The sequence below is a fragment of the Sphingomonas elodea ATCC 31461 genome, assembly GCF_000226955.1.
GTDB lineage: Bacteria > Pseudomonadota > Alphaproteobacteria > Sphingomonadales > Sphingomonadaceae > Sphingomonas > Sphingomonas elodea.
In genome coordinates, this window is the sequence record NZ_AGFU01000027.1 from 16,514 (window position 1) to 31,221 (window position 14,708).

11 protein-coding genes and 1 tRNA gene are annotated in these 14,708 nt (G+C 66.9%); 9 read left to right on the top strand and 3 right to left on the bottom strand.

The genetic code is table 11. The features are described from left to right. Positions 1–314: 314 nt before the first annotated feature. Complete coding sequence (locus KK7_RS0109635; protein ID WP_010544436.1) at positions 315–917, bottom strand: helix-turn-helix domain-containing protein; 603 nt, start codon at positions 915–917, stop codon at positions 315–317. Between the two features lie 156 nt (positions 918–1,073). Between KK7_RS0109635 and KK7_RS22890 the strand changes: the two genes are divergently transcribed. Next, positions 1,074–1,445: a hypothetical protein gene (locus tag KK7_RS22890; protein WP_157999998.1), complete on the top strand. Its 372-nt coding sequence runs from the start codon at positions 1,074–1,076 to the stop codon at positions 1,443–1,445. A gap of 68 nt (positions 1,446–1,513) precedes the next feature. Beyond that, positions 1,514–2,584, top strand: coding sequence for a tyrosine-type recombinase/integrase (locus KK7_RS0109640; protein WP_157999999.1), 1,071 nt, complete (start codon positions 1,514–1,516; stop codon positions 2,582–2,584). 227 nt (positions 2,585–2,811) lie between these two features. On the opposite strand, the gene KK7_RS0109645 is transcribed toward KK7_RS0109640, so the two are convergent. Further along, positions 2,812–2,887, bottom strand: a tRNA-Thr gene (locus tag KK7_RS0109645). 264 nt (positions 2,888–3,151) lie between these two features. On the opposite strand from KK7_RS0109645, the gene KK7_RS0109650 reads away from it, so the two are divergent. The 5 genes from KK7_RS0109650 (at position 3,152) to aguB (ending at position 11,368) form a co-directional block, all read left to right on the top strand. Then, positions 3,152–4,420, top strand: coding sequence for a PAS domain-containing protein (locus KK7_RS0109650; protein WP_010544438.1), 1,269 nt, complete (start codon positions 3,152–3,154; stop codon positions 4,418–4,420). Positions 4,421–4,509: 89 nt separating this feature from the next. Then, a complete protein-coding gene (locus KK7_RS0109655; protein WP_010544439.1) occupies positions 4,510–9,132 on the top strand; it encodes an NAD-glutamate dehydrogenase in 4,623 nt (1,540 codons plus the stop codon). A 54-nt stretch (positions 9,133–9,186) separates the two neighbouring features. Beyond that, positions 9,187–10,164 (top strand): agmatine deiminase family protein, encoded by a 978-nt coding sequence (locus KK7_RS0109660; RefSeq protein WP_010544440.1) that lies wholly within the window; start codon positions 9,187–9,189, stop codon positions 10,162–10,164. Then, a complete protein-coding gene (locus KK7_RS0109665) occupies positions 10,161–10,511 on the top strand; it encodes a DUF3147 family protein (RefSeq protein WP_010544441.1) in 351 nt (116 codons plus the stop codon). The genes KK7_RS0109660 and KK7_RS0109665 overlap by 4 nt, the downstream gene beginning before the upstream one ends. A gap of 8 nt (positions 10,512–10,519) precedes the next feature. Then, the gene (gene aguB / locus KK7_RS0109670; RefSeq protein WP_010544442.1) at positions 10,520–11,368 is read left to right on the top strand and encodes an N-carbamoylputrescine amidase; all 849 of its coding nucleotides are present in this window, start codon (positions 10,520–10,522) and stop codon (positions 11,366–11,368) included. 18 nt (positions 11,369–11,386) lie between these two features. Here aguB and KK7_RS0109675 read toward each other — a convergent pair whose 3' ends face one another. Continuing rightward, a complete protein-coding gene (locus KK7_RS0109675; RefSeq protein ID WP_237709178.1) occupies positions 11,387–12,670 on the bottom strand; it encodes a DUF418 domain-containing protein in 1,284 nt (427 codons plus the stop codon). A 155-nt stretch (positions 12,671–12,825) separates the two neighbouring features. On the opposite strand from KK7_RS0109675, the gene KK7_RS0109680 reads away from it, so the two are divergent. After that, on the top strand, positions 12,826–14,391 hold the full coding sequence (locus tag KK7_RS0109680) for a GGDEF domain-containing protein (RefSeq protein ID WP_237709179.1): 1,566 nt from the start codon (positions 12,826–12,828) through the stop codon (positions 14,389–14,391). 54 nt (positions 14,392–14,445) lie between these two features. Further along, positions 14,446–14,652, top strand: a complete 207-nt coding sequence (locus KK7_RS0109685; RefSeq protein ID WP_010544445.1) for a hypothetical protein — start codon at positions 14,446–14,448, stop codon at positions 14,650–14,652. Positions 14,653–14,708 lie beyond the last annotated feature (56 nt).

Here is a 14,708-nt window from a genome sequence, read left to right on the forward strand (position 1 = left end):
CGATCTGCGCTTTCATCCACGGAGAGAGGTTTCGCCACGAGGGGTACGCGGAGCCATCGAGGTTCGTGAGAGGGTACTTATCGCCTCTGAATTGCCAGTATAATGTTTGATCGGAAAACCCGACCGCTCGGCGACCGCCGCCAAACGCGGTACTCTTTAGGCTACGCTGCAGATTTTGCAGGATTTTATGCTCTCGGCGAACATCCTCATCGCTGATCGAAAGCAAGGTAGTGGCGTCGAGTTTTTTCGCGCGCTTGCGCGACATACGGGGACGGGAGGTCATAGCTCTTTTGTCGCTGGTTGGTGGTCGTCGGTTAGGGGCGTAATGATTTGCTGTCTGCGGGACCTGCTTGCCCGCCATCCTCCGCACGGAGAGCCGATTCCAACCTTGAAATCTTTTCCCCCAAGTTTCGAACTGTACCCTCGCGTAGCCCCGGAATTGCACTCCTCAAGCTCTCGACAGCTGCAAGCTCCGCGAGGCTAAGCCAGCGCCGCTTGGGCATACGGTCTGCCACGACCTCCCGGAGGAGACTTTTCGTCTCAGCGGGCAACAGGTCCAAGGTGCAGCCGGCCACCGAAGCAAGCTCGTGCGCGAAGGAATCGTTGGTCCGGTCTGCCGGGCCGCCGAACACCGCCTCGAAGTCCACATCCGGGAAGCGCTGCCGGAAAACGGCAGCCACGAACGCGCTGGGCGCAATTCCGAGTATTTCGGCAACCTCTCGCGCTCGGTCCGGCGGAATGGGAGCCCTTCCGCTCGCCATGTGGCTGATAACGACTGACGATTTATACCCCATCTGGCGCGCGAGTTCGCGCTGGGAGACGTCTGGGCGGTCGGCGAGCGCATCCCGCATCATTTTCGCAGCGATGGTATTCCCCCATGGGAAGTCTTCTGTTCCCGCTATGTCGGTTTGGGTCATCCAGCCCTCCTCTTAGAAAGCCGCACATGCGCGGCGCGGCGCTGATAGCGCATGATTTTTCCCATACACAAGTGCATAAATGTGTTGTATACCATGCACGTCGCATGGAGGATTTATGCACATTCAAATTCGCAACCTGGAAGGCCTGCCTGACCGATGACCGTCATTCTGGAACTGATGGATAAACTGAGGAAGTCGATGCACAACAATCGCAAGCTCTGCCTCAGCATAGACCAGGCAAAGGTTTTACTCAGCGAACCAATCTACAACATACTTTCCAAATTAGAGGCCGAAGCACTTACCGCCGTATGCGACCAAGACAACGCACCCAACCTTCCCCCAAGAACTTCGAGCGCCGCTACCAACTCGGATCATTCTGGCTTTGGTACCGAGAAGACAGGGACAACTGGTGCCTATGCTGGTACGACAAGGGCAGCAATGGATCCGAGCGCCGGGTTCGCCGCAAGTCGCTTGGCATCAGCGGCGGTAGCGCAGACCAAGCACCGCAAGCCGCCCAAGACGCACTAGCCGAGCACTATCTCGCCAGCCAAAAGCTGGTGCAGGCGCCGGTCGAAGCAGTATATGTCGAAAAGCTGATGGCCGATTGGCTCCTTCAGCATGCCGTGCCCAACCTTTCCGCCCCGGACCGATATGCGAATGGCGTGCAGCACTGGCTGACCTTCTTCGCCGAGGAGCAGGCACAGGGTCGGCTTGCCGGCCCACCCACCGTCGCGGACGTCACGACCGCCTTGGTCGAGCGTTTCCATGCCTGGCGCGCACAGCAGGGTGTCAGCGGGCACACTATCGCCCGAGACACCGCGGCACTGCGTCAGCCGCTCAACTGGGCGTGGAAGCGCAACATGATCGCGTCGGCGCCCTTCGTGCCGGACGTGCGCCGAAAGCCGGAACCTCGTGAGCTTGTCTACACGGTCGAGCAGATCGCCGCGTTGCTGGAAGCCGCCTGGGCACTGGAAGAGCGGCGGCACATCCACATGTTCGCAATGATCATGCTCAGCACGAATGCCCGGGTGGAAGCGGTGCTGGAGCTCGACAAGGACACGCAGGTTCGGGACGGAGTGATCTACTTCAACGCACCGGGCCGCAACCAGACCAAGAAGCGTCGGTCCATCGTCCCGATCGCACCGACGCTCGCGCCGTGGCTGGAGCTCTATTCCGGTCGGGCCATCCAGTGGCAGCGACGCTATGTAGATCGCGATACCGGCGAGCATCGGTTTGTCTATGAACCCGCCGCCAGCATCAAGACCGCGTTCGAGAAGACGCTCGTTGGAGCCGGTATCTGCCGTCAGCAGACCGATGCGAGCGGAACGCCGATATGGCTGCCGCCGCGCGCGAAGTTGGGCGAGACCGTGCCGCGTCCTAAGCTCGTAGGGTTGGGATCACCCAACACGCTGCGGCACACAACCAGCACCGAGATGCACCGTCGTGGCGTCCCGGAAGCGCAGATCGAAACCGCCGCAGGACATCGGGGCGACGGGACGAACAAGCGCCACTATCGGCATCTCCGCCCGGAATACCTCGCCGACTTCATCGACGGCGTGGAATCGCTCTGGGAGGATGTGGGCAAGCTGACGAAGGTGCACCTGCTAAACGGCAACCGGGATCGAAAGATCATCGATCTTGCGGCGGGTCGCAGGCGCCTCCGATGAAGCAATTGCCGGCGGCGTGATACCCGCACAGGGCACGCTGCCGGCCATCACGGTCGATCAACATGGGATTGCGTCGCGTGATTCCTGTCCGCCGAATCTACGATCGCGGTGTACCAGGAACGCACCCGAATCCGGGTTGCGATACCAGCGCGATACCAAAGACGCGTAGGAACCCACCACCAACCGGTCGGCTGCAAAGAAAAGCTAGTGATTTCAATGGCTTGGAATGGTGCCGCTTACAGGACTCGAACCTGTGACCCCCGCATTACGAATGCGATGCTCTACCAGCTGAGCTAAAGCGGCGTACCAAATCGTCCAAGCACTGGCTCGCCTGGAGGATGGCGCGCTTACCAGCGGTTTCGAGTGGTGGCAAGCACCTCGTTGCCCGGCGCCGCACTTTCTTTAGGCGAGGGCCCGTTGCCTGCCGGAGGTTCTCACCTCCCCGCACGGGCGGCGGCGGCGGCCTCCGGCATTTCCCGCTGTCGCCTTTTACGTGCCATTTACCAAGCCGCCTGCACAGTGACGGAGAACAGCGTTTTCGGGCCCGGCCCGCAGTGGAGCATCTGCATGAACATGGCGCGCGGCATCCATCTTCCGGCCGATTCGGAGCCCGCGAACGCGCCCGACGAGGCGATCGACGAACGCCCGGTCGCCATCGGCGGGGACGAGCGCCGCATGCATGTGCGCGCCTATAACCACTGGGTATCGCTGCTGCGCGGCCGCCCCTATCCGGCGATCCAGGACCTGGATCCCGAGAACATCGCCGATTTCGGCCCCAACAGCGTGCTCCTGGACTTCACCGACGGCATCGAAAATCCCGCGATCCGCTATCTCGGCGCCGCGCTGCGCGCCGAATGCGGCATCGAGGGCGCGATCGCCCGTGTCGGCGAGGTACCGAGTCGGTCGCTGCTCTCCCGGCTCACCGACCATTATCTGCAGATCATCGCCAATCGCGCGCCGATCGGCTTCGAGGCCGAGTTCGTCGGGCAGCGCGGACACCAGATGTTCTATCGCGGCATCCTCATGCCGTTCGCATCGAACCCGGACAAGATCGACTTCATCTACGGCGTGATCAACTGGAAGGAAGTGGTCGACCCCGCGCTGCAGGCGCAGCTCGATGCGGAGATCGAGGCGTCGCGCCGCGCCGCGCCGCCCCCGGCGGCGGTACAGTCGGTCTGGGCGGACGGCCCGAGCGCCGGCTTCGAAACGCCGGTCAGCGCCGACCTGGCCCATAGCGAAATGACCTCCGCGCTTGCCGACCAGCTGATGCTGGCGCGCGAATCGGCCGCGGCGGCCCGCGCCTCCGATCTGCGCGGGCGGGTGGCGCTCTATCGGGCGCTGGACCGCGCTTATGGTTTCGCGCTCGCGGCCGAGAAGGACGCCGAGGGCTATGCCGCGCTGCTCGCCGAGGCGGGGATCGTGGCGCAGGCCCGTGCGCCGATGACGCCGGTGGTGAAGCTCGTCTTCGGCGCGGCGTACGACAAGACGCGGCTGGCCGAGTTCGCGACGGTGCTCACCCATGCCCGCCGGCTGGCGGTGCCCGAAGGCGGGCTCGACGCGTTCCTCGAGATCACGCCCGGCGGCATCAAGGGCGTGGTGAAGGCCGAACGCGAGCTTCGCGCCGCGCTGACCGGCGACCGCAAGCCTGCAGCCCTCGCCCGCGCCTCCGACGCGCTGCGGGCACGCGCGCCGATCGCGCATGTCGCGATGGCGGCCGGCGGGGCCGAGTTCGTGTTGCTGCTGGCACGCGCCGGCACCGGCGGGCTCGACATCATCGCCCGGGTGGAAGACGACGCGGCCCTGACCGACAGGGCCGTACGCCGCGCCGCAGCATGATTCACAGTGCGGCGAACGGCGCTTTTGCGCCTTTCCTAACGGTTTTTCCAGACTTGAGGTGACTTGCCCCCAGGAGCATAGCCGCAGCCATGAAGAACCTAGAAAAAAAGATCATGCAGGCCTTCGAGGAACGTATCTTTGAAGGCGCCCTGCCAGGAGAGCTGGAAGGACTGGACGAGGCCGAGCGCACGGAAGTGGCGCGGTTCGTCGCGGAAACGGCGGCGGAACGCCCGCCGCGCACCGTTCGGCTGAATCTCGAAACCTACCAGGACGATGCCAGCCGCAAGATGCGGCTCGCCGTGATCAACGACGACATGCCGTTCCTGGTCGATTCGATCGCCGGCGCGATCGCGTCCTTCGACCTCGGCATCTTCCGTATCATTCACCCGATCCTGCCGGTGGAGCGCAACGCGACCGGCCTGGTCACCGACATCGGCGAGAAGGCGAAGGATTCGCAGCCCGAATCGATGATCTACATCGAGATGGAGCGTGCCGACGCCCGCACGCGCCGCGCGCTGACCGCGGAGATCGAGCGGGTGCTGGAACATGTCCGCGACGTCGTGTCGGACTGGCGACCGTTGCAGCAGGCAATGGGCCTGGATGCCGCGCGCGTCCCCTCGCGCGAAGGCGAGGCGCTGCTGCGCTGGTTCGCCGACGATGCGATGACGCTGCTCGGCCACGAGAAATGGTCGGTCGGCGGCGAGAGCAGCGACCAGATCGGGCTTGCCCGCTACACCCATGAAACCCCGCTGCTGGCGGACGCCTCCCGCAACCTCGCGGTCGATTATTTCGAAATGGGCGGCGAAGTGCCGCTGCTTCTCAAGTCGAATGCCACCTCCACCGTGCACCGCCGCGTGCCGCTCGACATCGTCGTGACGCCGATCATGACCGGCCAGGAGGTGACCGGCCTGTCGATCCATTACGGCTTGTGGACCAGCCAGGCACTCAACACGCCGCCGGCGATGGTGCCGATGCTGCGCGGGCGGCTGGAGATGCTCGAATCGAAGTTCGGCTTCGATCCGGCCGGCCATACCGGCAAGGCGATGACCCACGCGCTCACCGGCCTGCCGCATGACCTTACCACCGCCTTCGACCTGGAGGCGCTGGAAAGCCTGGTGCTCACCGCGATGTCGGTCGCGGATCGCCCGCGCTCGAAGCTGGTGCTGGTGCGCAGCACGCTCGGCCGCCACCTGTTCGCCTTTGTCTGGCTGCCGCGCGAGCAGGTTGCCGCCGGCCACCGCGAGACGATCGGCAATATGCTGACCGAGGCGGCGCACGCGAAGATGATCAACTGGTCGATCGCGCTGGAAGACGGCGTGCTGGCGCAGTTGCGCTACACGCTCGACCTGCGCGGCGACACGACGATGCCGGACGAGGCCGAGCTGGACATGCGGATCGCCCGCATGGTGCGCGGCTGGGCGCCGGCCGTGGAAGCGTGCCTGAGCGAGATCGCCGGGAGCGGCGCCGCCCGCCTGTCGCTGCGGCTCGCCAACGCCTTCCCGGACGTCTATCGCCTCACCCACACGCCCGAGGAAGCCGCGCAGGACATGGTGCGGATCGGCGGGCTGGAGGACGACCATGCCCGTTCGGTGCGGATCGTTGCCCTGCCGGACGAACCCGGCAAGTATCGCATCAAGCTCTACCGCCTGGGCGGCGCCCTGGCGCTGTCCGATGCGGTGCCGGCGTTCGAGAATTTCGGCTTCCGCGTGCTCGAGGAAGTGCCGACCGAATTGACCAACGGCGCGTTCATCCACGACTTCAAGGTCGAGCCGGCGAACCGCAGCGACATGCTGGAACGCGATCCGGCGATCGTCGAGGCGGCCATTGCCGCCGTGCTGGAAGGCCGGGCGGAGAACGACCTGTTCAACCGCCTGATCGTAGAGGCCGGGATCAGCCCGGATGCGGTGGTGCTGTTGCGTGCCTGGTTCCGCTATCTGCGCCAGACCGGCATGCTCTACGGCCTCGGCACCGTGGTCGATGCGCTGCGCCGTGCGCCGCTGGTGGCGCTCGCGCTGGTCGAGCGGTTCGAAGCCGCGCACAACCCCGCGCGCGGCGGCGACGCCACCGCGATCGACGCGGCTTCCAAGGCGATCGACGCGGGGCTCGCCCAGGTCAACGCGATCGACGACGATCGTATCCTGCGGCTGTTCAAGGGCGTGGTGCTGGCGACGCTGCGCACCAACGCCTATGCCCCGGCAGGTGCCGAGGCGCTGGCGTTCAAGCTCGATTCCGCCAAGGTGCCGGGCCTGCCCGCGCCGCTCCCCTGGCGCGAGATCTGGGTGTACAGCCCGCGCGTCGAGGGCATCCATCTGCGCGCCGGCCCGGTCGCGCGCGGCGGCCTGCGCTGGTCCGATCGCCGCGACGATTTCCGTACGGAAATCCTCGGCCTGATGAAGGCGCAGCGCGTGAAGAACGCGGTGATCGTGCCGACCGGCGCCAAGGGCGGCTTCTATCCGAAGCACCTCCCCTCGCCCGCGATCGATCGCGACGCCTGGCTGGCCGAGGGTACCGAGAGCTACCGCATCTTCATCCGCGCGCTGCTGTCGATCACCGACAACATCGTCTCGGGCGAGGTCGTGCACCCGCAGGGCGTGACCGTGCTGGACGGCGAGGACCCCTATTTCGTCGTCGCCGCCGACAAGGGCACGGCGACCTTCTCCGACGTCGCCAATGCGCTCGCCATCGAACGCAATTTCTGGCTGGGCGACGCCTTCGCTTCCGGGGGAAGCGTCGGCTATGACCACAAGGCGATGGGCATCACCGCCAAGGGCGCCTGGGTCTCGGTCCGCCGCCATTTCCTCGAAATGGGCACCGACATCCAGACCGAGCCGGTGACCGTCGCCGGCGTGGGCGACATGTCGGGCGACGTGTTCGGCAACGGCATGCTGCTCTCCAAGGCGATCAAGCTGGTTGCGGCGTTCGACCATCGCCACATCTTCCTCGATCCCAATCCGGATCCGGCGAAGAGCTGGGAGGAGCGTGCGCGCATGTTCGCGCTGCCGCGCTCGAGCTGGGCCGATTATAACCCGGCGCTGATCTCCGAGGGCGGTGGCGTGTTCCCCCGCACCGAGAAGTCGATCCCGCTCAGCCCACAGGTCCAGGCGCTGCTCGACCTCGACGTGGACAGCATCGATCCCAACGGCCTGATGATCGCGATCCTCAAGGCGCGCGTCGGGCTGCTGTGGTTCGGCGGCATCGGCACCTATCTGAAGGCGGCGAGCGAGAGCAACGGCGAGGTGGGTGATCCCGCCAACGACCGGATCCGCATCAATGCCGAGCAGGTCCGCGCACAGGTGGTGGGCGAAGGCGCCAATCTCGGCGTCACCCAGGCCGCACGCATCGCGTTCGCGCGGAACGGCGGCCGGATCAACACCGACTTCATCGACAATTCGGCCGGCGTCGATTGCTCGGACAATGAGGTCAACATCAAGATCGCGCTCAACCGCGAGATGATCGAGGGCCGGCTCGGCTTCGAGGATCGCAACGCGCTGCTCGCCTCGATGACGGACGACGTGTCGCACCTGGTGCTGGAGGACAACCGCCTGCAGACGCTGGCGCTCTCCTTCATGGAGAATGACGGCGCGCTCGACCTGCCCAGCTATGTGCGGGTGATCGAGATCCTGGAGGCCACCGGCAGGCTCGACCGCAATGTCGAGGGCCTGGGTTCCAACGAGGATCTGCTGCGGCGCGCGCAGGAAGGCCGTGGGCTGACCCGGCCGGAACTGGCGGTGCTGCTCGCCTCGGCCAAGCTGGCGCTGCAGGACGCCATCGAGCAGGGCGACCTCGGGCATGACCCGGCGCTGGTCCAGGACCTGCACGCCGCCTTCCCACGCGCGATGCAGGAGCGCTTCGGCAAGGCGATCGACGAGCACCGGCTGCGCAACGAGATCGTCGCGACCAAGCTTGCCAACCGCGTGGTGAACCGCCTCGGCGTGCTCCACCCGTTCGAGCTGGCCGAGGAAGAAGGCGCCGCGATGCGCGACATCGCCGCGATGTTCGTCGTCGCCGAACAGCTGCTGGGCCTGCCCGAACTGTGGCAGGCGGTGGAAACCGCCGAGATCAGCGAGGGCGCCCGCGTCGCGCTGCTCGACGAGCTAGCGGTGGCGGTGCGCGGCCAGATCGCCGACCTGCTGCGCGTCACCCGCCCGGGTGCGAGCCCGGCGGAAGTGATCGAGCGGCTGAAGCCCGGCGTCGAAGCGCTGGGTCGCGAGGCCAAGGGCCTGATGCTGGAGGAGGTGCGCGCCCAGGCCGACCGGCTCTGCAGCAAGCTCACCACCGCCGGCGCCCCGCGCGAGCTGGTCGACCGCGTGGTCCGCGTCTTCGAGATGGATGGCGGCGTCGGCCTCGCCGATCTCGGCCAGCGCAAGGGCATCGACGAGCTGGTGCTCACCCGCGCCTTCACCGCACTCGGCCAGGCCCTCGGTCTCGACTGGGCACAGGCGACGGCGGCGCGGATCACCACCGGGGACGTGTGGGAACGCCTGCTGATCGCCGGCCTCGCCCGCGATTTCCAGCAGCTGCGACTGGACTTCCTGGGCCGTGTCGACGGGCAGGATCCCCAGGCGGCGGTGGAAGCGTGGCTGACCGAGCACCGCGACCGCGTCGACCAGTTCAGCGCGCTGGTGCGACGGGCCCGCCAGTCGGCCGTTCCCAACGCGGCGATGCTCGCACAGATCGCCGGGCAGGCCCGGGTACTGCTGGGCCGGGAATAACCGGAGAACGGCGCGGCCTTTCCCATGTCCCCATACGGGGGTAAAGGCCGCGCCATGACTCGTACTCCTCCCCCCGAATGGGCGCCGCATGATGCGGTCTGGATCGGCTTTCCCAGCCATGCCGACCTCTGGGTCGAAGACCTGGAACCCGCCCGCGAAGAAGTGATCGCCTTCGCCCGCGCGGTGCACGCCGAGGGCCGCGGCGAGCGCGTGATCCTCGTCGCCGCCGATGACGCCGCTGCCGAGACCGCCCGCACGATGGCCGGCGACGCTGCCGAGGTCGTGACCGAACTGTTCGGCGACATCTGGCTGCGGGATACCGCCGGCATCATCACCGGCGACGGCGTCGCGCAGGATTTCGGCTTCAACGGCTGGGGCGGCAAATATGACCTGGAAGGCGACGACACGATCGGCGCCCGCCTCGCGACGCGTCGCGGCCTGACCGCGCGCAAGCATGGCTGGGTGCTGGAAGGCGGCGCGATCGACGGCGACGGCAGCGGCCTGTGCGTCACCACCGAACAGTGCCTGCTCAACCCCAATCGCAATCCCGAGCTGGGCCGCGCGGAGGTTGAGGCGAAGCTCGCCAGCGACCTCGGCTACGACCGCGTGCTGTGGTTGGGCGACGGCCTCGCCAACGACCATACCGACGGCCATGTCGACAACCTCGCCCGCTTCGTCGGTCCCAATAGGCTGCTGATCCCGACGCCGGCCGAGGACGATCCCAATGCCGGCATCTATGCCGACGCGGTCGCCCGCGCCGAAGCGTTCGGGGTCGAGGTGGTGCGCATGCCCTCCCCCGGCACGGTGCTGGACGAGGAGGGCGAGGTGATCCCGGCCAGCTACATGAACTTCTACATCGGCAATGCCGCCGTGGTGGTGCCGCTCTACGGCCAGCCCAACGATCAGGCCGCGATCCAGACGCTGCAGGGCATCTTCCCCGGCCGTACCATCGTCGGCCAGCGGGCGGACCATATCCTCACCGGCGGGGGCAGCTTCCACTGCATCTCGCAGCAGATCCCGACGCTCGGGTGACCGCCTTCGCCGTCCGCGCGCTGCTTTCCGGGTTGATCGTCGCCGTCGTGGCGATGCTCGCCCGGCGCAGTCCCGCGTTCGGCGCCCTGGTCGCGTCGCTGCCGCTGATTTCGCTGCTGGGCGTGATCTGGCTGTGGCGTGACACACAGGATGTGGGGCGGGTGGCGGACCATCTCCAGGCGACCTTCTGGTATGTGCTGCCCTCACTTCCCATGTTCCTGTTCGTGCCGGCGCTGCTGCGATCGGGGGTCGGCTTCCCGCCGGCCCTGCTCGCGGGCGTCGGGCTCACGATCCTTTTGTATTTCCTGACCGCCGCGGCGCTCGCCCGGTTCGGCATCACGCTCTGAGGACCGTCATGACTGCAATCACCGTCGGCGCGCTGCAGCTCGCCTTCTCGAACGATATCGATGCGAACATCGCCCGCGTGACCGAACTGGTCCGCGAGGCGGCCGGCCGCGGTGCCCAGGTCGTGCTGCCGCCCGAATTGTTCGAGGGCGAATATTTCTGCCGCGTCGAGGACGAGGGCCTGTTCGCCAACGCCAAGCCGGTGACCGAGCACAAGGCGGTGCTGGCGATGCAGGCGCTCGCCGCCGAGCTCGCCATCCACATCCCCACCAGCTTCTTCGAAGCCGATGGCCCGCACCACTATAACAGCCTCGCGATGATCGGCCCGGACGGCAAGGTCGCCGGCGTCTACCGCAAGAGCCACATCCCCGACGGCCCGGGCTATGAGGAGAAGTTCTACTTCCGCCCCGGCAATACCGGCTTCAAGGTGTGGGACGGCCCCGGCGCCAAGCTGGGCGTGGGCGTATGCTGGGACCAATGGTACCCGGAAACCGCGCGCGCGATGATGCTGATGGGCGCCGAGCTGCTCTTCTACCCCACCGCGATCGGCAGCGAGCCGCACGATGACAGCCTCGACACTGCCCGGCTGTGGCGCCGCGCCATGGTGGGCCATGCGGTATCGAACGTCGTGCCGGTGATCGCCGCGAACCGTGTCGGCACCGAACATGGACAGACCTTCTACGGCACCAGCTTCATCGCCGACGAGCGCGGCGACATCCTTGCCGAGCTGGACCGCGAGGAAGAAGGGGTGATCACCGCGACCCTCGACATCGCGCGGGTGAAGCGCCACCGCGCCGCCTTCGGCTTCTTCCGCGATCGCCGGCCGGAGCTCTATGGCCGGCTGGTGCAGGACATCTGATCCCGCGATCCCGGCGCGTCAGCCGCGCGCCGGGGCCTTGCGGCGGAAGGGCACGTCGCGCCGCAGATAGGTGAGCGCCCGCCACACCCACTCGATCGGCCCATACTGGAAGCGCGCCAGCCACCATTGCGCGACGATGATCTGCACCGCGATCGCCACCAGCGCCACGCCTAGCCGGGTGGCGGCGCTCCAGTCGTCGTACAGCCCCAGGCCGTAGTGGTAGAAGATCGGCACGAACACGACCGACTGCAGGATGTAATAGGTCAGCGTCAGCCGCCCCGGTGCGGCGAGCGGCTGCACCAGTCCCCGCGCGCGGCTGTCGTACAGGGCGATCACCAGCAGCGCCCAGAAGGCGGTGCCCGCCAGATCCAGCCACATGTTGATCAGCGCCCAGAAGGCGCGCCCGGCGCCCGGGCCGAACCCTTGCGCCATGAAGGCTTCGCGCAGCGGCTCGCGCGTCATGAACAGCGCAGCGGCGATGGCGGCGGCGATCGGCAAAGCCCAGGCCCGCCAGCGCCGGCTATGCGGCAGGTCACCGAAGAAATCGGTCCGCCCCAGCACCAGCCCGAGCAGGTAGAGCCCGAGGATCTGCACCATCCGGCCATATTCGAGGAAGAACCAGTATTTGGACTGCTGCCCGGCCCAGAGGTTCACCCGCAGCACCTGCCAAAGGTCGCCGCCGAGATAGACCGGCATCCCCGGATCGACCGAGGACATGGCCGGTGCATTGGCCCACGCTGCGCCGCTTGCCCCGGCGACCAGCTGGACGATCAGCGACGGCCCGATGAGGCAGAAGGCCGCCCCCGCCAGCAGCACCGCCTGGCTGCGGATCCGGTTGAACAACAACAGCAGGAAACCGATCGCCGCCAGCGTCTGCATGATGTCGCCGCGATAGATCAGCGAATGCAGGAATCCGATCCCCTCCAGGATCAGCAATCGCCAGGCGAACCGCCAGGTGAAGTCCTGCCCCCGGCTCGCCGCCCGATCCATCAAGATGAAGAAGCTGAATCCGAAACAAAGCGCCAGCAGCGAGAAGCTCTTCCCCATGAACAGGGCAAAGACCGTCTCCGTTATTTTGCCGGGTTTTTCTCCCGCCCAGAACAGTTCATAGCTCTCGATGACGTGCACCAGGAACAGCGCCATCAATGCGAAGCCGCGCAACACGTCCACGACGTCCAGCCGGCGATCGCCGGTGCGCGGGGGGCTGTCGCCGCCCTGCACGGGCACCCCTGATGCGCCGACGCGGCCACCCTTGCCGGCGCGGCCTGCGGCAGTGTCAACGATGCTGGGTACTGGCCTCATTTACGTCTTCTTTGTCCGGCAGGCGTAGCGATGCCACCATGGTTAGCGCGCTTCTCCGCCGGTTGCTCTGCATCGCGCTGTCCGCGCTGGCGGGATGCCTCGTGCCGCCGGCACATGCCCAAGCGGGTGTTGCCGGTCAACCACTTGGCACATGCATGGTGCGCGATACGGGGCAGACGGCGGACGCACTGCTCCGCCGTCCCGAAGGATTGGACTGCACAACGCCGCAACATCGATTCGGTGCCGGAAACTATTGGGCGATGACCGAGGTGATCGACCGGCGGTCTACCTTCGCCGCGCCGCTGGTACTGCGCTTCGCCAGTTTCTGGCAGGACGGCGTCACCCTCTATTTCGTGTACGCCGACGGTGCGGTGCGGACCTGGCAGAGCGACCGGCGCGGCATCAGCCCGCTGATCCAGCTCGGCGCGATCGCCCAGGCCCCCGTGCCGGTGCGCGAGCCGGCGCTGGTGCGGGTACTGTTCCATGTGCGCGGAGCGGCCAACCTGCGCGGGGTGGTGGCCGGCGTGCGGATCGCCACCCGGGCGGAGGGCGACCATGCGAACCTCGTTCTTGCCGGGCTCTACGCCTTCTTCGCCGGCATCGCGGTGGCGCTGATCCTCTACAATCTCGCCCTCTGGTCGGCGATGCGGCACCGGTTCCAGCTCCATTACTGCCTGCTGCTGGCTGCCCTGCTCGGCTATACCGTCAGCTCGTCCGGCCTGCTGGCATGGGCGGCACCGATCCTCGCCAACAATGATCGGATCCGGTTCAACTATCTGTTCGTCGGGCTCGCGGGCGGGGCGGCGGCGCTGTTCACCCGCAGTTTCTTCGAGGACCAGCCCCTCCCGCGCTGGCTGGACCGCGGCAGCCAGATCGTGGCGATGGCGGTGCCGATGTCGGCGCTGGCCGTGGTGGTGCTGGGTGCCGCCAACCTCCGCCATGCGGACCTGCTCTACACGCTGGCGTTCAGCGGCCTGCTCGCGATCGTGGTACCCACGCTGTGGAGCGCTTGGCGGCTGCGATCGCATTTCCTGTGGCTGTTCGCGGTCGCGTGGTGCGCGCCCCTGGTGCTGGCCAGCGTGCGGGTGCTGGCCGCGCTCCACCTGCTGCCCTGGAACTTCTGGATCGACAATTCGACGATCCTGTCGATCGGCACCGAGGCGCTCGTCTCCTCGCTGGCCGTGGCCTATCGGATCAAGTTCCTCCGCGACGAGCGCGACGCGGCGCTCACCCGCGAGGTGCTGGCCCGCCAGCTCGCCGACATCGATCCGCTGACCAGCCTGCTAAACCGCCGCGCCTTCCTCCAGCAGGCGATCGGCCGGACCGACCCGCAACAGCTGCTGCTGATCGACATCGATCACTTCAAGCGCGTCAACGAGACGCTGGGCCATGACGGCGGCGACGAAGTACTGCGCCTGTTCGCCCGGGCGCTGCGCGGCGCCGTGCCCGCCGCCGTGCTGGTGGCGCGGATGGGGGGCGAGGAATTCGCCCTGCTGACCCCCGCCGATCGCCGGATCGAGCCCGAGTCCCTTCTCGCCACGCTGCGCCGCGTGCGCATGCCGTTCGATCTGACGATCACCGCCAGCATCGGCACCTGCACCGGCACCCTCGCCAGCGAGGTCGACTGGAAGGCGCTGTATCGCTGCGCCGATACCGCGTTGTTCGATGCCAAGGCGGCCGGCCGGGACCGGGCGCGGGTCTCGCTCCTGAGGCTGGGCTGATCTTGTACCGGGTCCGCATCGAGTGTAGGGATGCGGGCAGGGAGAAGTGCTCGCATGTCGCTTCGCAAGCATCTGCTGTTGCTCGCCGGACTCGTCACGCTGACGATCGCCGTGGTGCAGCCGACGCGCCCGCATGCAAATCTGGAAATCCTCACCCACCGCGCCGGCGACTCGGCACCCCAGCAGGTGCACGCCGCGATCGATCTGGGGGTCCTGGCCGTGTCGGTGCTCGTCACCTGGAGCCGCCAGCTCGCGCGCTGAGGCGCGGAATCCACCTCGGATGTTGCCGTAGGGACGAGCGCCCGCGTTCTGCGCGA

Bases quoted from the DNA above. Each gene is read 5' to 3' on its own strand.
- KK7_RS0109635 (WP_010544436.1), bottom strand. From the start codon at position 917: ATGACCCAAACCGACATAGCGGGAACAGAAGACTTCCCATGGGGGAAT.
- KK7_RS22890 (WP_157999998.1), top strand. From the start codon at position 1,074: ATGACCGTCATTCTGGAACTGATGGATAAACTGAGGAAGTCGATGCAC.
- KK7_RS0109640 (WP_157999999.1), top strand. From the start codon at position 1,514: ATGGCCGATTGGCTCCTTCAGCATGCCGTGCCCAACCTTTCCGCCCCG.
- KK7_RS0109650 (WP_010544438.1), top strand. From the start codon at position 3,152: ATGAACATGGCGCGCGGCATCCATCTTCCGGCCGATTCGGAGCCCGCG.
- KK7_RS0109655 (WP_010544439.1), top strand. From the start codon at position 4,510: ATGAAGAACCTAGAAAAAAAGATCATGCAGGCCTTCGAGGAACGTATC.
- KK7_RS0109660 (WP_010544440.1), top strand. From the start codon at position 9,187: ATGACTCGTACTCCTCCCCCCGAATGGGCGCCGCATGATGCGGTCTGG.
- aguB (WP_010544442.1), top strand. From the start codon at position 10,520: ATGACTGCAATCACCGTCGGCGCGCTGCAGCTCGCCTTCTCGAACGAT.
- KK7_RS0109675 (WP_237709178.1), bottom strand. From the start codon at position 12,670: ATGAGGCCAGTACCCAGCATCGTTGACACTGCCGCAGGCCGCGCCGGC.
- KK7_RS0109680 (WP_237709179.1), top strand. From the start codon at position 12,826: ATGGTGCGCGATACGGGGCAGACGGCGGACGCACTGCTCCGCCGTCCC.
- KK7_RS0109685 (WP_010544445.1), top strand. From the start codon at position 14,446: ATGTCGCTTCGCAAGCATCTGCTGTTGCTCGCCGGACTCGTCACGCTG.